Source organism: Pseudomonas sp. SWRI111, assembly GCF_014268555.1.
GTDB lineage: Bacteria > Pseudomonadota > Gammaproteobacteria > Pseudomonadales > Pseudomonadaceae > Aquipseudomonas > Aquipseudomonas hamedanensis.
The window spans coordinates 25,009-50,381 of sequence record NZ_JABWQQ010000022.1 but is presented as its reverse complement, the minus strand read 5'-3'; the positions used below and the strand labels follow the sequence as shown (position 1 = coordinate 50,381).

The following is a 25,373-nucleotide window of genomic DNA, read 5'->3' as shown; positions in this document are numbered from 1 at the left end:
GTGCAGTGACCGCGGGCGCTCGTTTTATGGCGATTTACAAGGGACTTGCAGGAAACGCGCCAGCTCCATGAGCCCGGCGTCAACTACGTTATGAGGCATGAAAAAAGGGCTGAATCCAGTCGTGGATTCAGCCCTTTCCTTGCCCTGCGTCAACAGGTTTAGCGATTAGCCGAACATGGCGAACGCATCACCGCTGGTGGGCAGGTCATAAACCTGACCGTCGGCTGTCTGAATGTGCTCGATGTTGTTGAACCCGGCGTACCAATCCACCAGCTTCACGCCGTTATCCGGCACGCCGGTGCTGCCGTCGTTTGCGCTGTGCAGATACGCATCATCGCCGATGCGGGTGACGTTGAGCTGGCTGGCATTGGCAACCGTGTTAAGGATCAGGGTGTCATTGATGTCCCAGCCCAGGTCTTGAATGGTCACCAGGCCCGAGGTGTTCACCACGTAAGTGTCGTCGCCATTGCCGCCGTAAGCCGTACCTGCTGACATCGTCCGACCGGCAAGATTGAGGATCAGCGTGTCATTGCCGAAATCACCGGACAACACGTAACCGCTGCCGGTCCCCGTGAGCAAGTCATTACCATCACCGCCGAACGCAGAGCCGCTATTGACTGTAATGGTGTCTTCGCCCTGCTCGCCGTGGGCCACCGTTCCCACGTCATGAGCAGCACTGACGATGACATCATCACCATCGCCGCCCAGCAACGTGTCGGCTTGCGCAACGTCACTGTAGAGAGCCGATGCCAGACCGCCAAAAAGGTGATCAGCCCCGTCTCCCCCTTCGAGGATATCGTCGCCGTTACCCCCCTCCAGAACGTTGCTACTGCTATCGCCATATAAGGCATCGTTGAACTGACTGCCACGCAAGCCTTCGATGTCGTAATACATATCGCCTTCGGCCGTGCCGTTCTGGCCTATTTTCCACAGCCCGGCGATGACCCCGTCGTCACTGTCGCTGTAACTCACAACGTCAGCGCCGGCGCCCCCGAAAAAAACATCCCAGCCCGTGCCACCGTAAAACAGGTCATTGCCGACACCACCTTCGATCACGTCGTTGCCAACACTGCCGTAACCGGTGAAATCGGCTGTACCGGTGTAAGTCATTTTTTCGATGAAAGGATCCATCTTCATGACTGACGCGCTGGTGTATAGCTCGTCGTAACCTTCATCCCCTTCATGCTCGATGATAGTTACACCGGCGCTGTTGACTGTGTAGATGTCGCCGCCTCTGCCACCTTCAAACGTCACACCGCCAAAGCTGCCAGTGAAGTGATCGACAAGAATAGTGCCGACCACTTTTTCAATATTCAGCAATGTATCGCCCTCAGCGTATCCGCCGACGCCGACACCCTTGCCATCGCGCAACTCGATACTGACCGCATCATTGGAGCGGGAGTAGTCGACGGCGTCAAAGCCATCGGCGCCATCCATGACCATTGCACTTTCACCGGCAAACAGCACATCGTCGAAATTCGACCCCTGCACAGCTTCGATACTTGAGTAGGTGTCACCGAAGGCAATCCCCGTTGCTCCCCAAGTGCTCGACAGCTCAGCACTGACGCCTGTGAGACTGTCGGTGTAGCTGACGGTATCAAAACCATCGCCACCGACGAATTGGTCGCCGCCGTCCCCGCCCCACAGCCAGTCATTGCCGGCGCCACCGACAATCACGTTGCTCTGGTCATTGCCGTAACCGCTGAAATCCCCCGCACCGGTGAAGGTCATCTTCTCCAGAAAGTCAGCCATCCCGGTGATGTTAACGCTGGTGCGCAGTTCGTCATATCCACCATAACTTTCTTCAACAATGGTTACACCTGCGCTGTCGACGATGTAAACATCATCACCGTTACTGCCCTCCAGCGTTACACCGGCGATTGAGCTGGCGAGGGTATCGTCGAGGGCACTGCCAATAACTTTTTCAATGCCGACCAACGTATCGACGGAACCGTCCGCCTTGGTCACGAGCGAATGCGCTGCACTCAAATCGACACTGATTCCAGCGGGCATCACTCGGTAGTCAACAGCGTCAAAACCCTCGCCACCGTCGAGCCGATCCGTGCCTGCAGTCCCCCAGATCACGTCGTCCGATTCCAAAGCGTAGACCTCGTCATCACCCTCTGTACCGGATAGATACTCCGCTTCACTCGTTCCGTTTATTACCGCCATTTGCTATTTCCTTGCGTGGTTGTTGAAACCGGGCTTCAGCACGAACAGAGGTCCATCGAGGCGACTCACTCCAGCGACTGAACAAACCAATAAAGAGATATCGACAGGTCGCAAACAAAGCTTGAGCCGCGAGAAAAATTTCCATCGAATTCAAAATGAATATTTATTTCAGACAAAAAAAAAGGCAACCCGGAGGTCGCCTTCTTGTGGATTGATCAGCGGGTCAATCCGCCAACCAGCCATTCTCCCAATACCGCAGGTTATCGCCGCGCAGCACGTAATCGCGCATCACCACTTCACGCAACTCATCGCCCATCCGATAGCTGGCATCCGGGTCAGCCAGATGCATACGGATCGCTTGCAGCCACTCATCCGTGCTATTGGTCTTGACCCGCGTGCACGGCAGGTAACCTTGATAGGCTTCGGTGTCGGTGCAAATCACCGGATAACCGCAGGCGCCGTATTCGAGCAAACGCAGGTTGCTCTTGCAGTCATTGAAAATGTGGAACTCCAGCGGTGCCAGGGCCAGATCGAGATTCAGGCTGGCCAGTTTGGCTGGATAGACGTCCAGCGCAATCACGCCGTGGAACTCATGCATGTAGGGGCGCAGGTCATCCGGGCACATACCGAAAAACACCCAGTCGACTTCATTGGCCAGCTCACGCACGACATCAGCAATCACCGCCAGGTCGCCGTGGTGGCTGGTCCCCCCTCCCCAACCGACGCGAGGTTTTTTCGAAGTACGGCGCTGGCTGCGCAGGCCGGTCCAGAGGTTTTGCGCGAGCATGTTGGGAACCACTCGGATGTCGTGATGCATGTCGGACAGCGCATTGGCCAGCGGCTGAGTCGACACCACCACGCGGTCGCACAAGCTGACCGCCTGGCGCACCATGCGCTCCATCTCCTGCTTGTTGGGCATGTTGCGGATATGGGCGTTGCGATGGGGCACGTCGATCACATAGTCGTCCAGCTCAAAGATACGCCGGGCATGGCAAAACTTTTTCAGCGGTGGAATTTCATCGATGGCGCCTTGCGAGTAGCGCCCTTGCAACACAATGACATCAGGCGCCTGACGCTCGATTTCAATGATCGACGGCAAGCCGTAGCGAATGCACCCTTCGGCCCTGTTGGCCGCTTCCAGCTCGATCAGCGGTTGACTCATGCGGTAATGGCCAATCGCTGAGGCATTGATCGGCACGGCGAGTACATTGGGCAATTGTGGCCTGGAAAAAGCGGTCCACCCCGTACGCAGGCCCGGCTCAAGGCTGAAGCTTGTCGCGCCGACGCCCTGCAATGACAGATTGACGTTGAAGGCTGGATCACGGGCAATACGCGGCAGCCAGCGCTTGTAAAAGGTCTCCTGCTCATGTGAATGCTGCTGGCCTTCTTCGGCTGTCGCCTCGACAGTCGGTCGTACACCCTGGGCCAGCAAAGCATAGGGCGTCCACACTACCAGATAACCTTCCTGGCCGATGCGCAGGCACAGATCCACTACGTTCAGCGCCTGTTTCAAATCCTTTTCGTCGAGTCCTGCGACAGACTCGAAAACCGCCTTGCGCACCATCAGACAATCACCGCCGACAGCACTCAAGTCGTGGGCCGCCTGCAGCCGGAACATGTAACCGTCCGATTGCAGCGATTGCCCGTAAAATGGCAGCCCGACCGCCCCTTGCAACCCCAGAATCATGCCGGCGTGCAGCACACACCCATCCGGGTTGAACAATTTGGCGCCGACCACGCCAACCTCCGGGCGCTGCGCATGATTGAGCAGTTCGTCCAGCCAGTCAGCGTGGGTGATTACCGCGAACGTATTGAGCACCAGCACATATTCGCCGCGGGCCTGGGTCACAGCGAAATTATGCAGTGCCGCCATGTTATCGCGCTGCGGGAAATTCACTACGCGGATCCGATCGCCACCCAATTGCGCCATGCCGTCCAGCCATGCTCGAGCCTCGGCGGTTTCACTGCCATTGTCGACCAGTAGCAGCTCGTATTCGGTGTAAACGGTTTTTTCCAGCACGGTTTCGACACAGCGCTGCAAGGCGGCGGTCTGATCCCGGGTGACAACGATGATCGACACCAGCGGGCGCCGGGCATGCCGATAGTCGACACGATTGAGCAATTCGCAACTGCCACGGCGGATTTCATGCTCAATCCCCAAGCGTTGCAGATGCGCTTGCAGCACACGCGGGTTTTGTTCGATGACGCCCGGCTCGGCTAACCATCGCGACAGATCAAATGGCGACTCCATCAGTACCTCAGCAACATGCCCGACCACCTGGGTACCGTCGTTTTCAACCATGCGCCATAGCATGTCATGAGGTGCCAGCTCGGCAAACGTCGCGTCGAAACCACCCAGTGCCAGAAAGCGTTCGCGCTTGAACGCCAAGGCACGCCCGACATACGGGTAGCTGCGCATGAGATCAAGATTGAAATCCGGTTTGAAAGCGGGCTCGGCTGATTCACCATCGCGCAGACTGCCTTCATCGCTGTACACGCAACTGAGCGTTGACGAATGCGCAATCCGGTCAGCCATGACCAGCAACGCTGGTACCACCGGGCGATCACCGGCCTGCAACAGGTAGAACCAGTCGGCCCCTTCCAGCTGCGGCAACAATGCATTGATCTGCGCCAGCCCGTTATCCTGCAGTGGCATGCGGAACACCCGCCCATCCAGCGTCGCCTCGTTACAGGCAGCGGACAGCACCAGAATCAGTTCTGGCGCATAGTCCTGCGCCGCAAGCGCCGCCAGCGTGCGCTCGACCCCATCGCGACTGCCTTGGCCATCAATGATAATCGGCACTATCCGCGGCTGGTGCGGCCAGGCGGCGAGGGTTTCCGGCAGCAACTTGCGCTGCCCTTCGGTGAGACTGCGGCATTGCAGCCAGTGCGCATAGAGTTCGCCGAAGCTCCAGCTATCGATCCCGACACACCACTCCTGGCGACTCTGCTTGGTGCCCAGCGTACGGCTCAGCGGCAGCTCCTCCCAGACCCGCGGCGATTCGTCAGCCTTAGTCAGCGGGACATAGCGAACCCAGCCCGGCGCCGGCGCTGATTCACCGCTGCGCGCCTTGAGCATTTGCAGAATCCACTCACGTTCGACCTCAACCGCGTCCTTCATCGGCTGCTGTGCACTCAAACGCTCCGGATAAAGCCGCTCGGCACTGAGCACAGTGTTCGACATGGCAAGGTTGCCGCGCCGCAACAGGCAGACGTACAGCGCAAAATCCAGGGTCGCGACAAAGCAGTGGCCGTCCTGAGTCAGCGCCGGCAACAGTTCGGCGAGGTCCGCACGACGGAACAGGGCGTTGGTGAAACCACCCAGCACATTGACCGGGAATTTTTCAAAGATGCCCAGCAGATCGTCACCCTTGAACAGACCGCTGGCAGGTGACAGCGAAGTATTTTCCAGGCGCGCCGGCAGAATGATGTCGTCTGCGTCCCAGAACAGCCGCTGAGCCAGCACGAGGCTGACCTCGTCACGCACCATCTCGTGCGCCTGCTGCTCGATGCATGCGGCATAGAGGTGGTCGTCGTCACACAGGAACTTGACCAGCTCGCCCTGCGCCTGATCGAGACATGCCTTGAGGTTGCCGACCATGCCCAGCGTGCGCGGGTTGCGCACATATCGCACGGCAACGCCCGAACGCTCGGCCACAGCCCTGACAATCGCTTCGATCTCATGGCCACGACTGTCGTCGCAAACAATGATTTCGAGTGAAGCGTAAGTCTGGCTGACAGCACTGTTCAGCGTCCGCTCGAAAAAGCGCGGATTGAACGCGGGAATGGCAATGCTGACGAGGGGAAGTGAATTCACGGCGGGCTCACAGGCGGTACGAGCCCGCTCGGAAAAGCGAGCCCTGATTATCGCGAAAAAACATTGACTGAGGGACAGCGCAAACGGGCGCTGATGCGCCCGCTACACCGTCAGATCTTGTTGAACAGACCCAACTGGCTGATCTTGCTGAACGCCAGTTGCGCGGCTTGTAGCATGGTTTGTTGCAAGGTCAGGCGGGTCATGACTTCGGCCGGATCGGAATCGCGGATCGAGCCTTGCGTCGTGGTGTTCGCCATGCTCAGGCTGTCGTTGGTGGTGGCCTGCATGTCCAGCGCCTGGCCGCGGGCACCAATGGTGGTGACCGAGGCGCCGATCTGATTGGCGGCGGCGTCGATGTTGCCCAGACCCGCCTCCATCGCGCCTTGCAGCTTCTGCTTGGCGACCGGATCGCCATCGACCGGGATGTTCAATGCAGTAATCATCTGGCCCAACGTGTCGAGCACGTTTTGAGTCTGGTGATTGTTCGGCTGGATCGAGAACTGATCGCCAGTCGCCGGTGTACCGCCCAGCGCGAAGGTCACACCCGCCGCAGTCGCGTTGCCACCGACCACGGTGCCCGAGGACACCGGCTTGCTGTCAGCCGTCACCGGCGCTGCGTACAGATCGAAATCGGTGGCGCTGGTGAATTTGAGGACTGCGCCACCCTGCGGGAATGCTGCGGTGTAGGCGGCCTGGTCAGTAATGGTCGAGCCGGTAATTACCGAGGCCGAGGTATTGCCAGGGCTGCGCGTGGTGGTGAACGAGTCAGGCGTGCTCGACAGCTGGAAGCTGTGCCCGGCAATGACCGCATCCGGGTTGGTGTCACCGGCCTTCAGGTTGATGTTCAACTTAAGGTCAACGCCACGGAAGCTGACAGTCTGGTTAGCGCCGCTGCTGTTGCTGACCAGGCCGTTCTGACTGGCCTCGGCGGTCACATCGTTGCCCAACGCATCGGTGATTTTAAGCTGGGTGCTGCTGACGAAATCGACGGTATACGGCTGCCCGGCGGTGAACTTGGCGTCATAAGTGGCGGCAGTGCCGACAGTGCCGTTGGACAGCACGACACGCCCGTCATCCAAAGCTGGAGCGGTCATTTTGGTGTTGGTGCGACCGGTATTGATGGTCTGCTGGAAGGCATCCCAACCGGTGGTATTGGTGCCGACGGTCATGCCATCGCCAATGCCCAGATTGATGGTGGTCTGGTCGCCGTTGTAAGTGAAAGTACCGTCGGCATTTTTCGAGTACGGCGCGGTATCGGTTTTCGAACCTGAGAACAGGTAATTGCCGTTCGCATCCTTGGCGTTCATCAGGCCCAGCACTTGTTGCTGGATCTCGCCCATTTCCGAAGCGTAAGCCTGGCGATCCTTGTCGGTGATCGTGCCGTTGTTGGCGGCCAGCGCCAGCTCTTTGGCTCGCGCCAATGCGGTGGTGATCGAGTCCAGAGTGGACTCCTGCACGTTCAACGCACTCTTGGTGGTATCGACATTAGTCTTGTACTGATCAAGCATCGCCGCCTGCTGACCCAGCTGCAGCAAACGCCCGGCACCGATCGGATCATCCGCCGCGGTGTTGATACGCTGCAGGCTGCTCGCCTCGCTGGCGGTGGCAACGGCCTTGTTGAAGTTACGCTGATAGTCCGAAGCTTGCGTTCCGTAATACTGGGCGGTGGAAATGCGCATGAATTACGACTCCTTAAAGGCTGTTGATCAGCGTGGCGAAAGTTTCCTGCGCAGCTTTGATGATCTGCGAAGACGCTGTGTAGTACTGCTGGTATTTGACCAGGTTGCCGGTTTCTTCATCCAGGTTGACCCCGGACAACGAATCGCGCGCGCCTTTGGCGTTATCCAGAATCGCTGTGGTCGCGGCGCTGTCGGATTTGCCTTGGGCGGTCTTGGTACCGACGTTGGTCACCAATTTGTTGTAGGCGTCGGTCAGGCTGATGCCCTTGCTCGCCGAACCGGTGTCGACTGTCTGCTTGGTCTGCAGGCCGACCAGTGCCTGGGCGTTGCGGTTGTCCGAAGAGGCCGCGCCGGTCAGGTTCATGGTGAAGGTTTCGCCCGTCTTCGGCGTGCCGCCGACGGTGGTCTGCACGCTGAAGGTTTTCTGCACGTTCGGCGTGACGCTGGTGTCCAGCACCGGGTTGCCGTTGGCATCGACGATGCCGACTTTCAGGTCCAGGGTATTCGATTGGCCAGGCACGATGGTGCCGGTGCCCAGCGTCCCGCCCTTGGCGTCGACCAGGGTGTACGACTGGCTGCCGCCGCTGGCCGCGCCGAACACCAGTTTGACCGGCGTCGAATTCTTCAGCGCCGCCTGCATGTCAGCCTGGGCGGTCGGGTTGTAGATGTCGATCTTGTCGCTGAGCGTCGGCTGGGTGTAAGTGCCCAGACCATTGGCGCTGGCGACTCCGGTCAACGGACCTGCGGCAGCGATTTTCTTCGGATCGGTGAGTACCGTCTGGATGCTCGCGGCCGCATTGCGGGTCGGAGTGACCTTGAAGGTGTCACCGGCGCTCAAGGCGCCACCCTTGAGGGCCAGGGTGAAACCGTCGATCACCGGCGGCGGATTGGTCGTGGTGCTGAAAGTGCCGAGGTCGGTGCCGTCGGAGCGCTTGACGGTGTAGTCGGTGGCGCTGGTGAACGTGACCTGATAATCGCTGGTGGTCAGCTTGCCGGTGTCCTTGATGGTCACATCGAGGTTACCGGAGCCAGCGCTGTTGCCATCCTGGGCAATGCTGCGCTGACTGATCAGCGCGGCACTGTTGATGTTGTTGAAAATCGCCGCGCCGAAGTCACCGTTCTTGTCGATGCCCTGGGCTTGCTGGCTGTTGATCTGATCGGCAATCACCAAGGCCACACGGCCCAGCTCATTGAGCGACGGGTCGAGGACTTCCTTGCGATAGGTCAGCAGACCGCCGATTTCGCCACCGTTGATTACCGAGGTGATATCGATGGTGCTCGAACCGCGATCCATCTGGATCGACATGCGCGACGGATCGGTTTTGCTGGCGACCATGCTCAGGCTGTTGGTGGTGTTGCCAATCACCAGCGGCTGACCGCTGCCGACATAAATGTCGAAGCTGGTGCCACGCTCCACGACCTGGGCACCGGTCAGCTCCGAGAGCTGGCGCACGGCTTCGTTACGGCTGTCGAGCAGGTCGTTCGGCGCCCCACCGCTGGTGGAGATCTCGCCGATTTTCTGGTTCAGGTTGGCAATCGAAGTGGCGAGCTTGTTCACCTGGGCGGTCATGTCGCCGAGGCTGCCATTGATCGTGGTGTTCTGATCGTTCAACTGTTTGGCGAGGGTGTTGAAACGGCTGGTCAGCGCCTGCGCACCGGTCAGCACCGATTGACGGGACGTGTCATCGGTGGCCGACGTCGAGACGCCCTGCATCGACGTGAAGAATTTCTGCAGCACACCGGTCAGGCCGGTGTTGGTGTCGGACAATATGGCGTCCAGCGGCGTAGCCTGCGCCAGGTACGACGCCGCTTCGCTGTTGAGCGAGGTCGCCGTGTGCAGCTGGCTTTCCAGATACGAGTTGTACACCCGGCGCACGTCAGCCAGGGTGGTGCCCGTACCGATGAAAACGGTGCCGTACTGCTGCGACGCCTTGGTGCCCTGTACGGTTTGCTGACGTGAATAACCGGCGGTGTCGACGTTGGCAATGTTGTTGCCTGTCGTAGCCAGAGAGGACTGGCTGGCCGACAGTCCCGACATCCCGATATTGAGCAAACTCATGGTTCAGACCTTATTACCTGGTGCCTTATAAAGGCGTGGTGGAGACACCCGCCGCAGCGTAGTTTTCAAAACTGTTCATCTGCTTGGCAATTTGCGAAATCTTCGTCGCGTAGTTCGGGTCGGTCGCGTAACCGGCCTTTTGCAATTCGCGTACAAACTGTTCTGGGTTATCGGCGGACTTCAGCACTTCTTGATAGCGATTGTTGCTCTGCAACAACGTCACCAGATCGTGGAAGCTGTCCTTGTACGAGGCATAGGAACGGAACTCGGCCGTCTCCTTGACCATCGCGCCATTGCGGAACTCGCTGGTGATCGCCCGCGCGGAATCGCCCTTCCAGTTGCTGCTGGCCTTGATGCCGAACAGGTTGTGACTGCTGCTGCCGTCCTGGGCGCGCATGACCGATTTGCCCCAGCCGGTTTCCAGCGCGGCCTGGGCCACCAGATAACGCGGATCGACACCGATACGCTCGGCGGCTTCCTTGGCCATCGGCAGCATGGTGTTGACGAATTGGTCGGCGGAACTGAACGCCTTCTTCGCCGGCGCCAGCGGAATCTGCGCCATGGCGCGGCCATAAACCTGCATCTGCCCGCCCGCAGCTTTCTGCTCTTCGGCGCGGGCCAGCCAGTCGCCGTTGTACAGCGGACCGGTGCCGGTTACGGCGCTGGTCGCGGCGCGCGATGGCAGCGCGTTGGTCGGCGCCGTGGTGGCGTTCGTCGGCGCCGACGGCACCAGTCCGGCGAGCAAGCGATCGGCCAATTTCGGCGGCAGCGCCAGACGCCGCTGATTGATCAGCGCCATATCATTGCGATGAGAAATATCGGTGTTCGGCGCATTCACCGAGCGTGACGCCCACAATGGACGTTCGCCATTGAGGCGCGACAACGGACCGTTGGTGGCGACGGTGCCAGCGGCAATCGGTGTTGGCACGGCCGCAGCCTTGGCTTTGGCTTCTTCCTGCTTGGCAGCAGAAGCGGCAGCGGCTTCACCCGGCGCCATGGGTTTGTTCTTCGACATCTGGCGCATAAGCACGTCGGCCAGGCCGATACCACCGCCCTCGCGGGACATGGAAACCGCCAGTTGCTGGTCGTACATTTCCTGATACTGCTTGGCCGCCGGGGTGTTGAGCGGATTGTCCTGACCGAGCGCATCGGTGGCCGAACGCATCGACTTGAGCATCTCACCGAGGAACAGCGATTCGAACTCCTGCGCCACTTTGCGCATGTTCGCTTCGCTGTTCTTGTCGCCGACCTTGAGCTGGCTCAGACGATTGAGGTCCGAGTAAGACCCCGAATCGCTGCTGCTGACCAGACCGCTTTTACGTATATCCATGGTGAGCAGCCTCAGATCACGATCAGGTCGGCTTGCAACGCGCCGGCCTGTTTCAGTGCTTCGAGAATTGCCATCAAGTCACCTGGCGCTGCGCCGACCTGGTTCACCGCCCGGACGATTTCATCCAGCGTGGTGCCCGGGCCGAACTTGAACATCGGCTTGGCTTCCTGTTCGGCATTCACCCGCGAACGCGGCACGACAGCAGTCTGGCCGTTGGACAGCGGGCCCGGCTGACTGACAATCGGGTCTTCGGTGATGGTCACGGTCAGGCTGCCGTGGGTGACGGCGGCCGGCGAGACCTTCACGTTCTGGCCGATGACGATGGTGCCGGTGCGCGAGTTGATGATGACTTTCGCCACCGCCTGCCCCGGATCGACTTCAAGGTTTTCCAGGATCGACAGGTAGTCGACGCGCTGGCTCGGATCGAGCGGTGCGGTGACGCGGATCGAACCGCCGTCGATGGCTTGCGCGACACCCGGGCCGAGCATGTCGTTGATCTTGTCGACGATACGTTTGGCGGTGGTGAAGTCGGAACGGTTGAGGTTCAGCGTCAGGCTGTTGCCCTGGTTGAAACCGCTCGGCACCGAGCGCTCCACCGACGCACCGCCGGGAATGCGACCGGCCGAGGGAACGTTGACGGTGATCTTCGAACCGTCACGACCTTCGGCGTCGAAACCACCGACCACCAGGTTGCCCTGGGCCACGGCATAGACGTTGCCGTCGATGCCCTTGAGCGGGGTCAGCAACAGGGTGCCGCCGCGCAGGCTCTTGGAGTTACCGATCGAGGACACAGTGATATCGACCTGTTGACCCGGCTTGGCGAACGCCGGCAGATCGGCACTGATCGACACCGCCGCGACGTTCTTCAATTGCACGTTGCCCGATCCCGGCGGCACCTTGATGCCGAACTGCGAGAGCATGTTGTTAAAGGTCTGCAGGGTGAACGGGGTCTGCGTCGTCTGGTCACCGGTGCCGTTAAGCCCGACCACCAGGCCGTAGCCGATCAACTGGTTGGAGCGCACGCCGGAAATGCTGGCGATGTCTTTCAGCCGCTCGGCGTGGGCGTTGAAGGCCGCCGACATGAACAGCGCAGCGACCATAAGGCTTTTCAGATTCAACGTAGCCACCTAGAAAGGGAACAGCGGGCTGAGGAAGAAACGGTCGAACCAGCCTGGCTGACTCGCATCGGCAAACGCGCCAGTGCCCGAGTAGGTGATGCGTGCATCGGCGACACGGGTCGACGACACGGTGTTGTCGGTGGCGATGTCATCGGCGCGGACCAGACCGGCGATGCGCACCAGTTCGTCACCGGTATTGAGCGTCAGCCACTTCTCGCCACGCACGGCGATGATGCCGTTGGGCAAAACGTCGGCCACGGTCACGGTGATCGAACCGGTCAGGCTGTTGCTCTGTCCGGACTTGGCGTCGCCCTTGGTCGAACGGTCGGCGCTGTAGCCGGCGTTCAGGCTCAAGTCACCGCCACCAATCGGGTTGTTGGTGGTCAGGCTGGAGCCGAACAGCGAGGTCAGGCCGACCGAGTTATCGCTGTTCTTGTCCATCTGCGAGTTGGCGTTCTTGCTCGCCTGGGTGCGCTCGTTCAGGGTGATGGTGATGATGTCACCGACGCGGAACGCCTTGCGGTCGCTGTACAGGTTCTGCTCGAAGCCGGCCTGATAGATCGAGCCATTGTTGGCCGCCGCCGGCAACGGCGTGCGCGGCAACACCGGCGCGTAGTAAGGGTCATTGGGCTTGGGCGTCGGAGCGACGCAGCCCGCGAGCGAGACGACCCCACTCAATGCCAGAACAGATACAAAGCGATTCATGACCCTACCTCACGGTGTTGCCGGCGACCCTGCGGTCGCCCCAAAGACTTGATTACAGATTCTGCGTTACGAACGAGAGCATCTGGTCGGCGGTGGAGATCACCTTGGAGTTCATCTCGTAAGCGCGTTGCGTGGTGATCATGTTGACCATCTCTTCCACGGTGCTGACGTTGGAGGTTTCCAGGGTGTTCTGCAGCGTGGTACCGAAACCGGCCAGGCCAGGTGTGCCGACTTGCGGTGCGCCGGAAGCCGCGGTTTCGAGGAACAGATTGTTGCCCACGGCTTGCAGACCGGCCGGGTTGATGAAGTCGGCGGTTTGCAGGTTGCCGATCACTTGCGACGCCGGGTTGCCGGCGATGGTGACGGAAACGGTGCCGTCGCGGCCGACGGTGAAGGTCTGCGCGTCGTTCGGGATAACAATCGCCGGCTCCAGAGCGAAACCGCTGGCGTTGACGATCTGGCCATTGGAGTCGAGGTGGAAAGTACCGTCACGGGTGTAGGACGTGGTGCCGTCCGGCTGCAGAATCTGGAAGAAACCGCGACCGTCGATGGCCATGTCCAGCGGCTGCTCGGTGGTTTGCAGGCTGCCGGCAGTAAAGTTTTTCTGCGTGCCGACAATGCGCACGCCGGTACCCACTTGCAGGCCCGACGGCAATTCGCTGTCCTGGGTCGACTGGGCGCCTGGCTGACGCTTGATCTGATAGAGCAGGTCCTGGAACTCGGCGCGGTCACGTTTGAAACCCGTGGTCGAGACGTTCGCCAGGTTGTTGGAAATGGTGGTCAGGTTGGTGTCCTGGGCGGACAGACCGGTTTTGGCAACCCATAGAGCCGGAAGCATTCGATTCTCCTCGTGCGCCTGTTTTACGGCGCGACGTTCTGATAATTAGCTGATCTGCAAGACCCGAGCCATGGCCTGGTCGTCGTCTTTGGCGGTGTTCATCATCTTGACGTGCAACTCGAACTGCTTGGCCAGGGCCAGCACCGAGGTCATTTCTTCCACGGCATTGACGTTGCTCGATTCAAGGAAACCCGAAACCAGTTTGACGTTGGCATCGGCCTGGGCCGGCTGGCCGTCCTTGGTGTAAATCGAACCGTCGAGGCCTTTGTTCATGTTCTTGATGTCCGGGTTGACCAGCTTGATGCGGTCGACTTCGGCCATGACACGCGGGCCTTCGCCCATCGCCCGGATGCTGATGGTGCCGTCTTCGCCGACTTCGACCTGCTGCTCCGGCGGCACGGCAATCGGTCCGCCATTGCCGATCACCGGCATGCCGTTGCCGGCGCGCAAGACGCCGAGGGCATCAATGTTGAGACTGCCGGTGCGCACGTAGCTTTCGCCACCGTTGGGGTTCTGCACGGCGATAAAACCGTTGCCGGTCACAGCGACATCGAGGTCGCGACCGGTTTCCACCAGCGAGCCTGGCGAGAAGTCAGTGGCCGGCCGTTCGCTCATGGCAAACGCGCGCGCCGGAAAGCTGTCACCAAATACCGGCATCGAACGCGCCTGCTCCAGGTCGCGCTGAAAACCGTTGGTGGAGATGTTCGCCAGGTTGTTGGCATGCGCCCGCTGCGCCAGTGCGTTCTGGCTGGCGCCGGTCATTGCCACATAAAGGTACTTGTCCACGCTCTTTCCTCTGCATGCCGGACGTTTGCCGCCCACTGCTGTACTGCTGAGCCATAAGCAATTTGCAGACCAACTTTTTATTGGCGGACGAAGGACCGGTAAACAAAGGACTTGAGGGGCTTACAGGGGAAATTTGAAATATGTCGAAGACGAAAAACCGGCGGTGTCATGCCGCTTCGCGGCAATCCCAAGTTTGGCGGGTGACGGAGATTTGTGGCGAGGGGATTTATCCCCGTTCGGCTGCGCAGCAGTCGCAAAGCCTGCAAATGAGGTCGTCCTGCAGGAAAACCGGGGCGGCTTCGCCACCCAACGGGGATAAATCCCCTCGCCACAGAGACTGCATTCAGCTTTCGGAGGTTTTGCCAACTTCATACTCACGCAGCTTGTTGGCAATGGTGGTATGCGAAACGCCGAGCCGCTTGCCCAACTGGCGACTGCTCGGATGCTCGGAATACAGGCGCTCCAGCACCGCTTTTTCGAAGCGCCCGACGATCTCGTCCAGGCCACCCTCCAGCGAAAAATCGCCAAGCGGCTGACGCACGCCGTAATCCGGCAGACGAATATGCTCGGCCTTGACCGTACCGCCCTCGCACAGCGACACCGCTTGAAACAGCACGTTCTCCAATTGCCGCACGTTGCCCGGCCAGTGGTAATGACTAAGGCGATCCATCGCCGCCGGGGCCAGTTTCGGCAACGGACAACCGATCTGCCGGCTGGCCTGATCAAGAAAGTGTTCGACCAGCGGCGTCAATCCGTCGAGGCACTCGCGCAGCGGCGGGATATGCAGCGACAAGACGTTCAGGCGGTGGTACAGGTCCTGGCGAAACTCGCCGCGCGCGCACAATTCAGACAAATCCACTTGGGTTGCGCAGATCACCCGCACATCCAGATAAACCTCTTCGTCGCTGCCGACGCGGCGGAAGCAACCGTCCTGCAAAAAGCGCAGCAGTTTCACCTGCAAACGCGGGCTCATCTCGCCGACACCGTCGAGAAACAGCGTGCCGCCTGCGGTCAATTCCAGCAGGCCAAGTTTGCCTTCGGCACGCGCGCCTTCGAAAGCCCCGGGGCCGTAGCCGAACAATTCGGTCTCGGCCATCGATTCCGGCAGCCCTGCACAGTTGAGCGCCATCAACGGCGACTGCCCGCGCGGACTCGCCAGGTGACAGGCGCGCGCCAGCAATTCCTTGCCGGTGCCGGTTTCGCCTTCAATCAATAACGGCGCGTCCAGTGGTGCCATGCGCCGCGCTTCACGGACCACGGCAGCCATGACTTTGGAACTCTGAAAGATGCTGTCGAAGCCGCGCAGTTCCTGCTTGCGCACGTTATAGATGCGCTCGCCGACGCGGTCGGCGCGATGCAGAGTCAGAACGGCTCCGGCCATGGCCTCGCTGTCGTCATGCTCCGATTGCAACGGCGCGATGTCGGCGAGAAAGACGTCGCCCTTGACCTTGACTCGCATGCCGTTGATCCGCGACTTGTTCGCGCGCACCAACTCCGGCAAGTCGAAATCCTCGGCGTAGCGCGACAGCGGAATCCCCGGCACCTCATCGACGCGTACTCCAAGCAACTGCGCCGCCGCGCGGTTGGCCGCGACAATCGAGCCGCCCATGTCGATCGACAGCACCGGAAACTCCAGCGCCCCAAGCAACGCGTTCAACTCCATGTGCCGACGCTCGCTGGGCATCAGCCCGACGCGCTTGACGCCAAACACCCCGGCAATCGCCTCGAACTTGGGGCGCAAGGCCTGGAACTGAATGTTGATCAGGTTCGGGCAATGCAGATAGATCGCGTTGCCATGCTCGCCGCCAACCTCACCGCGCGCGACGTTGATGCCGTACGCCACCAGCAGATTAAGGATGTCGCGCAGGATGCCGATGCGGTTCTGGCAGTGGACTTTGATGCGCATAAAAACACCTGAATGAACGACGGAGAACCTGTAGGAGTGAGCCTGCTCGCGATAGCGGCATATAAGTAACATAATTTTTAGCTTGCCCACCGCTATCGCGAGCAGGCTCACTCCTACAAGGGATTGGTGCCCGACTTTCTGTCGAGGCACGCAGATAGTTGTCAAGATTATGTGACAGCACTAGCCCTTTTCAAACCTGCCAATCACTGTAAATGCTGATTACCCGACAAAGCGTAACGATAACTTTACGAAATTAGCCGAAATTTCCTACATGATTGCGTTTCAACGTGCTGCATCTCCGGCCACTCTCGGGTAATCCTTGAGCCATCGCTGGACATAACAAAAACGAATTCCCCTAGCAGGAGAGCAGCATGAAGCAGACGCAATACGTGGCCCGCGAGCCCGATGCGCAAGGTTTTATCGACTACCCCGCCGAAGAACACGCGGTGTGGAACACGCTGATCACTCGCCAGTTGAAAGTGATCGAGGGCCGTGCGTGCCAGGAATACCTGGACGGTATCGAAAAACTCGGTCTGCCCCACGACCGCATCCCGCAGCTCGGCGAGATCAATAAAGTGCTCGGCGAGACCACCGGCTGGCAGGTCGCCCGAGTGCCGGCGCTGATTCCCTTCCAGACCTTTTTTGAACTGCTCGCCAGCAAGCAATTTCCGGTGGCGACTTTCATTCGCACCCGCGAAGAACTGGACTATCTGCAAGAGCCGGATATTTTCCACGAGATCTTCGGCCACTGCCCGCTGCTGACCAACCCGTGGTTCGCTGAATTCACCCACACCTACGGCAAACTCGGCCTGCAAGCGACCAAGGAAGAGCGCGTGTACCTGGCGCGGCTGTACTGGATGACCATCGAATTCGGCCTGGTCGACACTCCGCAAGGCAAGCGCATTTACGGTGGCGGAATTCTGTCCTCGCCGAAAGAAACCGTTTACTGCCTGTCGGACGAGCCTGAGCATCAAGCCTTCGATCCGCTGGAAGCCATGCGCACGCCCTATCGCATCGACATCCTGCAACCGCTGTACTTTGTCCTGCCGAACCTCAAGCGCCTGTTCGACGTCGCTCATGAAGACATCATGGCCATGGTCCGCCAGGGCATGCAGCTGGGCTTGCACGCGCCGAAATTTCCGCCGAAACCCAAAGCCGCCTGAACCGCGACTTTTGCTGACAATTGCGTCTGTCAGTCGCCGTCACTTTGCTTTAGCGTGACGGCATATACGCTTTAATAAAAAAAACACACTCGATTTCAGGAATACACCATGTCCACTTTGAACCAAGCCCACTGCGAAGCCTGCCGCGCCGATGCGCCACAAGTCAGCGACGAAGAACTGCCGATCCTGATCAAGCAGATCCCTGACTGGAACATCGAAGTGCGCGACAGCATCATGCAGCTGGAAAAAGTCTTCCTGTTCAAGAATTTCAAACACGCACTGGCTTTCACCAATGCCGTCGGCGAGATTTCCGAGGCCGAAGGCCACCACCCGGGCCTGCTGACCGAATGGGGCAAAGTCACCGTGACCTGGTGGAGCCATTCGATCAAAGGCCTGCACCGCAACGACTTCATCATGGCCGCGCGCACTGACGAAGTGGCCAAGACCGCAGAAGGACGCAAGTAATGCACTTCGACGCCATCGCCCGGGTGCCCGGCGACCCGATCCTCGGCTTGATGGAGGCGTATGCGCAGGACAGCAATCCGCGCAAGTTCGACCTCGGCGTTGGCGTCTACAAGGATGCCCAGGGCCTGACGCCGATCCCTGAAGCGGTGAAAATCGCCGAAGCGCGGCTGGTCGAAAGCCAGGACACCAAAACCTACATCGGTGGCCACGGCAACCCATTGTTCGGCAAGGTCATCAACGAGCTGGTGCTGGGCGCCGACTCGCCACTGATCAGAGAACAACGCGCCGGCGTCACACAGACCCCGGGCGGCACCGGTGCGTTGCGTCTGGCTGCGGACTTCATCGCTCAATGCCTGCCGGGCAAGGGCGTGTGGTTGAGCAACCCGACCTGGCCGATCCACGAAACCATTTTCGCTGCCGCCGAGGTCAAGGTCAGTCACTACCCGTACGTGGGCAGCGACAACCGCCTCGATGTCGAAGCCATGCTCGCCGTGCTCAAGGAAGTGCCCAAGGGTGACGTGGTGCTGCTGCATGCCTGCTGCCACAACCCGACCGGTTTTGACCTGAGCCATGACGACTGGAAGCGTGTGCTTGAGGTGGTGCGCAGCCGTAATCTGCTGCCGCTGATCGACTTTGCCTACCAGGGCTTTGGCGATGGCCTGGAGCAGGACGCGTGGTCGACGCGCTTGTTCGCCGCCGAAATTCCGGAGGTGCTGATCACCAGTTCTTGCTCGAAGAACTTCGGCCTCTATCGCGACCGCACCGGTGCGCTGATCGTCTGTGCAAAAAGCGCCGACAAGCTCATCGACATCCGCAGCCAACTGGCCAACATCGCCCGCAACCTGTGGTCGACGCCGCCGGATCACGGCGCGGCGGTAGTCGCGACCATCCTCGCCGATCCAGAGCTGAAAGCGCGCTGGGCCGATGAGGTGGAGGCCATGCGACTACGTATCGCGCAGTTGCGCAGCGGTCTGGTCCAAGCGCTGGAACCGCATGGTTTGCGCGAACGCTTTGCGCACATTGGTGTGCAGCGCGGAATGTTCTCCTACACCGGCCTGTCGCCGGCGCAAGTGAAGACTCTGCGTGAGCGGCACAGCGTGTACATGGTCAGCTCTGGCCGGGCAAACGTCGCCGGCATTGACGCCACCCGCCTCGCATTACTGGCCGACGCCATCGCTGACGCCTGCAAATAGTTTCTGCAATACACAACCCTGTGGGAGCGGGCTTGCTCGCGAAGTCGGTGTGTCATTCAACGCAAATGTTGCCTGACACACTGCCTTCGCGAGCAGGCTCGCTCCCACATTGGTTTTATGGTGAGCCTTCCTCCCTGCGGCCATCTGTCGCATTATTTTGAATTAAAAGTCTGATTGTCATTTTTCCTGCTGTATCCTGCGCAGGCTTTGTAAAAGCGCGGAGCACCTGATCTATCAACAGACTTAGCGAGGAGCGCGACCATGCACGAGATTCCTAATCTCCCCTTCCCAAGCCTGCACGTACCTGAGCAGACGACCCCGCAACACGCCGGTGCCCAACAGCCCGAGCCGCAAGAAGCCGCTGACAGCCGCAACGCCGACAGCGAAGAGTAAAGTCCCCGCCGTACAGACCGTGTGGAAAGCGCTAAGATGCGCTTTCCACACTGCCTGAAGCCGAGACCGCCATGACCGATGAATTTTCTGAAAGCCAAGCTGCCGTGCTGATCGGCGCCACCGAGAAAATGATCGAGATCTGGAATCGCCTTCCCCCTGAGAAACAGGCCGCCCTGCTCGAACGTTTCGGCAGCGAAGAAAACGCCCTCGCCGCTCTCGTCACCACGCAATTGGTCGCCCCGGCGAAATCCTGAAAGCGCCGCCCGGCAAATAGTTTTACTTTTCCCCGCCCTTGATCGTTTCACGCCGGTATCATGAGCAGCCTATCTAATCTGCTGCTCCCGTGGATCGTTACCCATGTCGCCCTCTGTATCCGAACCCCAGCGCCCCTTCGCGGTTACGCTGCAAGTGGTTTCCATCGTCCTCTTCACCTTTATCGGTTACCTGAACATCGGCATTCCGCTCGCCGTGTTGCCGGGCTATGTGCACAGCGACCTGGGCTTTGGCGCAGTGATCGCCGGGCTGGTGATCAGCGTGCAATACCTCGCCACCCTGCTCAGCCGTCCGTATGCCGGCAAGATCATCGACAACCAGGGCAGTAAACGGGCAGTGATGATTGGCCTCGCCGGATGCGGCTTGAGCGGTGTGTTCATGCTGATTTCGGCGTGGACGCACAGCCTGCCGATGCTCAGCCTGATCAGCCTGCTGATCGGCCGACTTGTGCTGGGCAGCGCGGAAAGTCTGGTCGGTTCCGGCTCGATTGGCTGGGGCATCGGCCGTGTCGGCGCGGCGAACACGGCCAAGGTGATTTCCTGGAACGGCATCGCCAGTTATGGCGCGCTGGCGATCGGCGCGCCGTTTGGCGTGTGGCTGGTCAGCCGGCTGGGCCTGTGGAGCATGGGCGTAAGCATCATCCTCCTCGCCCTGCTCGGCCTGGTGCTGGCGTGGCCGAAGATGGCAGCGCCGATCGTCTCCGGTGAACGCCTGCCCTTCATGCATGTGCTCGGCAAAGTTTTTCCCCACGGCTGCGGACTGGCGCTGGGCTCGATCGGTTTCGGCACCATCGCCACCTTCATCACCCTGTATTACGCCACGCAGCATTGGGACAACGCGGTGCTGTGCCTGAGCCTGTTCGGCGCCAGCTTCATCGGTGCACGGCTGTTGTTCGGCAACCTGATCAACCGCCTCGGCGGCTTTCGCGTGGCGATCGCTTGCCTGTCGGTGGAAACCCTGGGCCTGTTGCTGCTGTGGATTGCACCGGACGCTAATTGGGCCTTGGCCGGCGCGGCGCTGAGTGGCTTCGGCTTCTCGCTGGTGTTTCCGGCGCTGGGCGTGGAAGCGGTGAATCTGGTGCCTGCTTCCAGCCGCGGTGCGGCGGTCGGTGCCTATTCACTGTTCATTGATTTGTCGCTGGGGATCACCGGGCCGTTGGCCGGGGCGATTGCGGCGGGGTTCGGTTTTGCCTCGATCTTTCTGTTTGCCGCTCTTGCGGCCCTGAGCGGTCTGGCGTTGAGCGTGTATCTGTACAAGCACACGGCGAAGTATCGCGAGGATTAGAAGTCGACCTTGCCGCGTCCGGCCTTGATACTGCCGCGCTTGGTCTTCGATTCGAGGCGGCGCTTCTTCGAGCCGAGGGTCGGCTTGGTCGGGCGGCGCTTCTTTTCCACTTTGGTGGCGCTTTGAATCAACTCGACCAACCGCTCCAGCGCATCGGCACGATTGGCTTCCTGCGTGCGGTATTGCTGGGCCTTGATGATCAGCACGCCGTCGCTGGTGATGCGACTGTCACGTAGCGCCAGCAGGCGCTCCTTGTAGAACTCCGGCAACGAGGAGTTGGGAATGTCGAAGCGCAGGTGCACGGCGCTGGAGACCTTGTTGACGTTCTGCCCGCCAGCGCCCTGGGCGCGGATGGCCGTCAGTTCGATCTCGGCATCGGGCAGATGCACGTTGTTGGAAATCACCAGCATGGAAAAGCGTCCGTGTTCAGAGGGTGCAGGATAACCTGAAACAGCGCTGAAGCATGACGCAGATCCCCTGTAGGAGTGAGCCTGCTCGCGATAGCGGTATATCAGGTTCATATTTATTGACTGAGACACCGCTATCGCGAGCAGGCTCACTCCTACAGGGGATTTGTGTGAGGCTGGAAATGACAAACCCGGCACGCTGGCCGGGTTTGTCGTTTCTGCCTGCGAGGTTATTTCGCCGTCGCCGGCACCACCGGCTGCACACTGCGTTTGTTCTTGACCACGTAGCAGACCCACATGAACACGACCCACACCGGAATCGCGTACACCGAGATCTGAATCCCCGGGATCAGTAACATTACGCCGAGGATGAACGCAACGAACGCCAGGCAGATGTAGTTGCCGTACGGGTACCACAGCGCCTTGAACAGCGGCGTCTGCTTCGTCTTGTTCATGTGCTGGCGGAACTTGAAGTGCGAATAGCTGATCATCGCCCAGTTGATCACCAGCGTTGCAACCACCAGCGACATCAACAGTTCCAGCGCGTGCTGCGGGATCAGGTAGTTGAGCAGCACCGCCACCAGCGTCACCGCCGCCGAGGCCAGGATCGACCGCACCGGCACGCCGCGCTTGTCGATCTTCGCCAGGCCTTTCGGCGCGTCACCCTGCTCGGCCATGCCCAGCAACATGCGGCTGTTGCAGTAGGTGCCGCTGTTGTACACCGACAATGCGGCGGTCAGCACGACGAAGTTGAGGATGTGCGCGGCGGTGTTGCTGCCGAGCATCGAGAACACCTGCACGAACGGGCTGCCGCTGTAGGAGTCGCCGGACGCATTCAGGGTTTCCAGCAGGCTGTCCCACGGGGTCAGCGACAGCAGGATTACCAGCGCGCCGATGTAGAAAATCAGGATACGGTAGATCACTTGGTTGATCGCTTTCGGGATCACGGTTTTCGGCTTGTCGGCTTCAGCCGCGGTGAAACCGAGCATTTCCAGGCCACCGAAGGAGAACATGATGATCGCCATGGCCATCACCAGACCGCTCACTCCGTTGGGGAAGAAACCGCCGTGGGACCACAGGTTGCTGACCGATGCTTGCGGGCCGCCGTGGCCGCTGACCAGCAAGTAACTGCCCAGGGCAATCATGCCGACGATGGCGACGACTTTGATGATCGCGAACCAGAATTCGGCTTCACCGAAGACTTTGACGTTGGCCAGGTTGATCGCGTTGATCAGCACGAAGAACGCCGCTGCAGAGGCCCAGGTCGGAATGTCCGGTGCCCAGTAATGGATGTACTTGCCGACCGCGGTCAGCTCCGACATGCCCACCAGAATGTACAGAATCCAGCAGTTCCAGCCCGACAGGAAACCGGCGAAACCGCCCCAGTACTTGTGCGCAAAATGGCTGAAGGAGCCGGCCACCGGCTCTTCGACGATCATTTCGCCCAACTGGCGCATGATCATGAAGGCGATGAAGCCGCAGATGGCGTAGCCAAGGATCATCGACGGACCGGCGGATTTCAGCACGCCGGCAGATCCCAGGAACAGGCCGGTACCGATCGCGCCACCGAGGGCGATCAGTTGAATGTGGCGATTTTTCAGGCCGCGCTTAAGCTCGCCTGATTGCGAGGGTTGTCCACTCATGAAAAAGGTCTCACGCAAGGTTTGATGATGTTCAGTAGACGTTGCTGCAAGGTTGCGATTTCAGGCAGCCCCGATCAAACCCCAGCGCAGGCACCAGGAGTTCAGCTCATTTACAACGGTCATGCGTCACCTGTTTGTTTTTATCTGTGACGAAATCGAACCCGACACGCTTGTGGCGCGGCGGAGTGAACAAGGCGGATAGCCTTGAGATTGGCGCGATTACGCAGAGGGTCACAGTTAAAACGCGGCGCATTGTACACCGCTAACCCCCTGCTGCCAGACCCCGCTGGATCAGCGTGGCGGTTGCCGGGATTGCGTGTATCCGCCTCGAGACACTCGGGCGGCTGCAAAAATTGAGTCAGGCCTTTGCAGGCCATCGGCGTGGACGAGGAACAAACCGTCCCACGGGGAGAAGTGGAAATCAGTCGCGGCGTTCATTGCGCCTCCTTCTTGTTATGCGCCTGCACGACAGGCATGGGGCGCATATCACCGCGCAAACGCCGCTGAAACAAGCGCGCCAGAGCCACGCGCAGCCCCTGCCCGGCAGCGCTTCGGCAGTTTTTCCTTACAGCGGCCCGATGGCCCTCGATTGGCTCGGCTTCAGGCGCGTTTTCGTAAGGTTTTCTTGACAGCGCGTAACGAAAAATTTCCGTTTCAGAATTTTCCGTAGGCCGTCTGCATATTGACGGTAGCTAGCTCACTAACGAAAGTAGGCGCTTAGTTTTATGTTTTTAAATAAGAAAAACGCCGGCCAAAAACAGAATAAAAAATCTATTTAAAAATTAAATAAACATTTTTTTGCATTCTAAAAGGCTCTGAACTAGGTTTTTCACGTCTCACCGGCCACCTCGACCGGTCAGTCATAAACCGTGAAAGTCATCTAGGAGATCGACCATGCAAGCACTGGAAAAAGACTTGGATACCGAACTGCAACTGGACGAATGGTTTGAAGCACCGACCCATGAGGCCGCCGTGGAAATGATGCAAGCCGATGCGGTGGTTCCGTTCGGCACGGCGATGTGGCCTCTGTAACACATCCCGGGCAGGCACGGTCCGGCCGGTCGTGCCTGCCGCTTTCGTCACGGTCAGTCAGGGAGGATTCATGGATAAGTCCCGCGCGATCTCGCATTTCCTTTACTACCTCGAACATCACCCCGCCCTTGCCGGCCTCGACTCGGCGAAGGTATTGCTCGGCCACACTGCCGACTACGAAGCCCTGACCGGCGCCATCGCCGAACAGGCCGGCGAGCATCCGCGCTTTCGCTTCAGCGCGCGACGCCTGGACCTGGAAAGCACCGCAGCGCTGGCCGAGGCAATTGCCGACAGCGATCTGTACATTTTCTTCTACGACTCTTCCACCCTGCCCAACCCGCGCCCCGACGGCCCGGAGTTCGTCCGCGCTCTGCAAGCGGTGATGGCGGACAACTGGAAGAAGTCGCTGCTGTTCAAGGATTACGGCGACTATTTCTATGACACTTTCAGCATCGCCCCGCAGCGCATCGCCGGGCTCAATAGTCACCTGATCCAGCGCATGTCCCAAGCGACCACGCTGAGCTTCAAGGATGACCACGGCTCGTGGTTCGAAACACCGATGAGCAGCATCAAGAAGTGGACCGACATCAACGGCGTCGGCAACTTCGACCTCGCCCCCGGCGAAATCGCCACCCACAGCGAAGCCATTAACGGCCACGTTAAATTCAAGGGCACCTTTCTCAGTACTATTCCGTTTGCACGCAAATACGGCGTGCTGGAGTCACCACTGGAGTTGTGGATCGAAAATTCGACCATCAGCCGCATCGCCACCGACGTACCGGGGCTGGAGCATGATTTCAACAAATACCTGGACGCCAACCCGTCGAACCGGCGGATCGAAGAACTGGGGATTGGCACCAATGAAGGCGTGAAAGACCTGTATGCGCGCAATGCCGGGTTTGAAGAGCGGCATTGTGGCTTGCATCTGGGATTGGGCGGTGGCGCCAAGGGCAGCCATCATCTGGACCTGATCTTCTCCGGCGGGGTGTTGGCGCTGGATGACAAGCCGGTGTTTGATGGGCGCTTTGTGTTTTAGGCGACTGACGCCTTCGCGAGCAGGCTCGCTCCCACAAGGATTTGTGTACGCCGCAGATCCAATGTGGGAGCGAG

Annotated in this window: 20 protein-coding genes; 8 read left to right on the top strand and 12 right to left on the bottom strand. The window is 59.7% G+C overall.

Annotated elements, in window-relative coordinates; translation table 11 throughout:
- Positions 1-165 precede the first annotated feature (165 nt).
- The 10 genes from HU755_RS22235 to HU755_RS22190 form a co-directional block, all read right to left on the bottom strand.
- On the bottom strand, positions 166-2,172 hold the full coding sequence (locus HU755_RS22235) for a calcium-binding protein (RefSeq protein WP_186636559.1): 2,007 nt from the start codon (positions 2,170-2,172) through the stop codon (positions 166-168).
- A gap of 223 nt (positions 2,173-2,395) precedes the next feature.
- Positions 2,396-5,989, bottom strand: a complete 3,594-nt coding sequence (locus tag HU755_RS22230) for a glycosyltransferase (protein ID WP_186636558.1) — start codon at positions 5,987-5,989, stop codon at positions 2,396-2,398.
- Between the two features lie 110 nt (positions 5,990-6,099).
- Positions 6,100-7,668 carry a flagellar hook-associated protein 3 gene (locus HU755_RS22225; protein WP_186636556.1) on the bottom strand — a complete coding sequence of 523 codons (1,569 nt, stop codon included), beginning with the start codon at positions 7,666-7,668 and terminating at the stop codon, positions 6,100-6,102.
- A gap of 13 nt (positions 7,669-7,681) precedes the next feature.
- Entirely contained in the window at positions 7,682-9,727 is a 2,046-nt protein-coding gene (flgK, locus tag HU755_RS22220) for a flagellar hook-associated protein FlgK (protein ID WP_186636554.1), read from the bottom strand.
- A 25-nt stretch (positions 9,728-9,752) separates the two neighbouring features.
- Entirely contained in the window at positions 9,753-11,057 is a 1,305-nt protein-coding gene (gene flgJ / locus HU755_RS22215; RefSeq protein WP_186636552.1) for a flagellar assembly peptidoglycan hydrolase FlgJ, read from the bottom strand.
- A gap of 11 nt (positions 11,058-11,068) precedes the next feature.
- Positions 11,069-12,157, bottom strand: coding sequence for a flagellar basal body P-ring protein FlgI (locus HU755_RS22210; protein WP_238350033.1), 1,089 nt, complete (start codon positions 12,155-12,157; stop codon positions 11,069-11,071).
- A gap of 27 nt (positions 12,158-12,184) precedes the next feature.
- Positions 12,185-12,880: a flagellar basal body L-ring protein FlgH gene (flgH, locus tag HU755_RS22205; RefSeq protein WP_186550772.1), complete on the bottom strand. Its 696-nt coding sequence runs from the start codon at positions 12,878-12,880 to the stop codon at positions 12,185-12,187.
- A 52-nt stretch (positions 12,881-12,932) separates the two neighbouring features.
- Positions 12,933-13,718, bottom strand: a complete 786-nt coding sequence (gene flgG, locus HU755_RS22200) for a flagellar basal-body rod protein FlgG (RefSeq protein ID WP_186550774.1) — start codon at positions 13,716-13,718, stop codon at positions 12,933-12,935.
- Between the two features lie 45 nt (positions 13,719-13,763).
- Positions 13,764-14,504 (bottom strand): flagellar basal body rod protein FlgF, encoded by a 741-nt coding sequence (locus tag HU755_RS22195; RefSeq protein ID WP_186550776.1) that lies wholly within the window; start codon positions 14,502-14,504, stop codon positions 13,764-13,766.
- A 343-nt stretch (positions 14,505-14,847) separates the two neighbouring features.
- Positions 14,848-16,410: a sigma-54-dependent transcriptional regulator gene (locus HU755_RS22190; protein WP_186636548.1), complete on the bottom strand. Its 1,563-nt coding sequence runs from the start codon at positions 16,408-16,410 to the stop codon at positions 14,848-14,850.
- Positions 16,411-16,781: 371 nt separating this feature from the next.
- Here HU755_RS22190 and phhA point away from each other — a divergent pair, with 371 nt between their 5' ends.
- From phhA to HU755_RS22165, 6 genes are all read left to right on the top strand, one after another.
- Positions 16,782-17,573, top strand: coding sequence for a phenylalanine 4-monooxygenase (gene phhA, locus HU755_RS22185; protein WP_186550780.1), 792 nt, complete (start codon positions 16,782-16,784; stop codon positions 17,571-17,573).
- A gap of 108 nt (positions 17,574-17,681) precedes the next feature.
- Positions 17,682-18,038 (top strand): 4a-hydroxytetrahydrobiopterin dehydratase, encoded by a 357-nt coding sequence (locus HU755_RS22180; protein ID WP_003222798.1) that lies wholly within the window; start codon positions 17,682-17,684, stop codon positions 18,036-18,038.
- Positions 18,038-19,231 carry an amino acid aminotransferase gene (locus HU755_RS22175; RefSeq protein ID WP_186636546.1) on the top strand — a complete coding sequence of 398 codons (1,194 nt, stop codon included), beginning with the start codon at positions 18,038-18,040 and terminating at the stop codon, positions 19,229-19,231. Before HU755_RS22180 ends, HU755_RS22175 begins: the two co-directional genes overlap by 1 nt.
- Before the next feature lie 261 nt (positions 19,232-19,492).
- Positions 19,493-19,624 (top strand): hypothetical protein, encoded by a 132-nt coding sequence (locus tag HU755_RS27720; protein WP_264082146.1) that lies wholly within the window; start codon positions 19,493-19,495, stop codon positions 19,622-19,624.
- A gap of 71 nt (positions 19,625-19,695) precedes the next feature.
- Positions 19,696-19,878: a hypothetical protein gene (locus HU755_RS22170; protein ID WP_186636544.1), complete on the top strand. Its 183-nt coding sequence runs from the start codon at positions 19,696-19,698 to the stop codon at positions 19,876-19,878.
- 103 nt (positions 19,879-19,981) lie between these two features.
- Entirely contained in the window at positions 19,982-21,181 is a 1,200-nt protein-coding gene (locus tag HU755_RS22165; protein ID WP_186636542.1) for an MFS transporter, read from the top strand.
- Here HU755_RS22165 and arfB read toward each other — a convergent pair.
- Both arfB and HU755_RS22155 read right to left on the bottom strand, forming a co-directional pair.
- The gene (gene arfB / locus HU755_RS22160) at positions 21,178-21,591 is read right to left on the bottom strand and encodes an alternative ribosome rescue aminoacyl-tRNA hydrolase ArfB (RefSeq protein WP_186550788.1); all 414 of its coding nucleotides are present in this window, start codon (positions 21,589-21,591) and stop codon (positions 21,178-21,180) included. The two genes, HU755_RS22165 and arfB, sit on opposite strands and share 4 nt — an antisense overlap.
- Positions 21,592-21,818: 227 nt before the next feature.
- Positions 21,819-23,231 carry an amino acid permease gene (locus HU755_RS22155; protein ID WP_186621750.1) on the bottom strand — a complete coding sequence of 471 codons (1,413 nt, stop codon included), beginning with the start codon at positions 23,229-23,231 and terminating at the stop codon, positions 21,819-21,821.
- An 894-nt stretch (positions 23,232-24,125) separates the two neighbouring features.
- On the opposite strand from HU755_RS22155, the gene HU755_RS22150 reads away from it, so the two are divergent.
- The gene (locus HU755_RS22150) at positions 24,126-24,263 is read left to right on the top strand and encodes a hypothetical protein (RefSeq protein ID WP_003222780.1); all 138 of its coding nucleotides are present in this window, start codon (positions 24,126-24,128) and stop codon (positions 24,261-24,263) included.
- Between the two features lie 70 nt (positions 24,264-24,333).
- A complete protein-coding gene (locus HU755_RS22145; RefSeq protein WP_186636540.1) occupies positions 24,334-25,299 on the top strand; it encodes a leucyl aminopeptidase in 966 nt (321 codons plus the stop codon).
- The last annotated feature ends 74 nt before the right edge of the window (positions 25,300-25,373 follow it).

Coding starts and splice junctions, on each gene's coding strand:
- HU755_RS22235 (WP_186636559.1), bottom strand. CDS start 2,172: ATGGCGGTAATAAACGGAACGAGTGAAGCGGAGTATCTATCCGGTACA.
- HU755_RS22225 (WP_186636556.1), bottom strand. CDS start 7,668: ATGCGCATTTCCACCGCCCAGTATTACGGAACGCAAGCTTCGGACTAT.
- flgK (WP_186636554.1), bottom strand. CDS start 9,727: ATGAGTTTGCTCAATATCGGGATGTCGGGACTGTCGGCCAGCCAGTCC.
- flgJ (WP_186636552.1), bottom strand. CDS start 11,057: ATGGATATACGTAAAAGCGGTCTGGTCAGCAGCAGCGATTCGGGGTCT.
- HU755_RS22210 (WP_238350033.1), bottom strand. CDS start 12,157: ATGGTCGCTGCGCTGTTCATGTCGGCGGCCTTCAACGCCCACGCCGAG.
- flgH (WP_186550772.1), bottom strand. CDS start 12,880: ATGAATCGCTTTGTATCTGTTCTGGCATTGAGTGGGGTCGTCTCGCTC.
- flgG (WP_186550774.1), bottom strand. CDS start 13,718: ATGCTTCCGGCTCTATGGGTTGCCAAAACCGGTCTGTCCGCCCAGGAC.
- HU755_RS22190 (WP_186636548.1), bottom strand. CDS start 16,410: ATGCGCATCAAAGTCCACTGCCAGAACCGCATCGGCATCCTGCGCGAC.
- phhA (WP_186550780.1), top strand. CDS start 16,782: ATGAAGCAGACGCAATACGTGGCCCGCGAGCCCGATGCGCAAGGTTTT.
- HU755_RS22180 (WP_003222798.1), top strand. CDS start 17,682: ATGTCCACTTTGAACCAAGCCCACTGCGAAGCCTGCCGCGCCGATGCG.
- HU755_RS22175 (WP_186636546.1), top strand. CDS start 18,038: ATGCACTTCGACGCCATCGCCCGGGTGCCCGGCGACCCGATCCTCGGC.
- HU755_RS27720 (WP_264082146.1), top strand. CDS start 19,493: ATGCACGAGATTCCTAATCTCCCCTTCCCAAGCCTGCACGTACCTGAG.
- HU755_RS22170 (WP_186636544.1), top strand. CDS start 19,696: ATGACCGATGAATTTTCTGAAAGCCAAGCTGCCGTGCTGATCGGCGCC.
- HU755_RS22165 (WP_186636542.1), top strand. CDS start 19,982: ATGTCGCCCTCTGTATCCGAACCCCAGCGCCCCTTCGCGGTTACGCTG.
- arfB (WP_186550788.1), bottom strand. CDS start 21,591: ATGCTGGTGATTTCCAACAACGTGCATCTGCCCGATGCCGAGATCGAA.
- HU755_RS22155 (WP_186621750.1), bottom strand. CDS start 23,231: ATGAGTGGACAACCCTCGCAATCAGGCGAGCTTAAGCGCGGCCTGAAA.
- HU755_RS22150 (WP_003222780.1), top strand. CDS start 24,126: ATGCAAGCACTGGAAAAAGACTTGGATACCGAACTGCAACTGGACGAA.
- HU755_RS22145 (WP_186636540.1), top strand. CDS start 24,334: ATGGATAAGTCCCGCGCGATCTCGCATTTCCTTTACTACCTCGAACAT.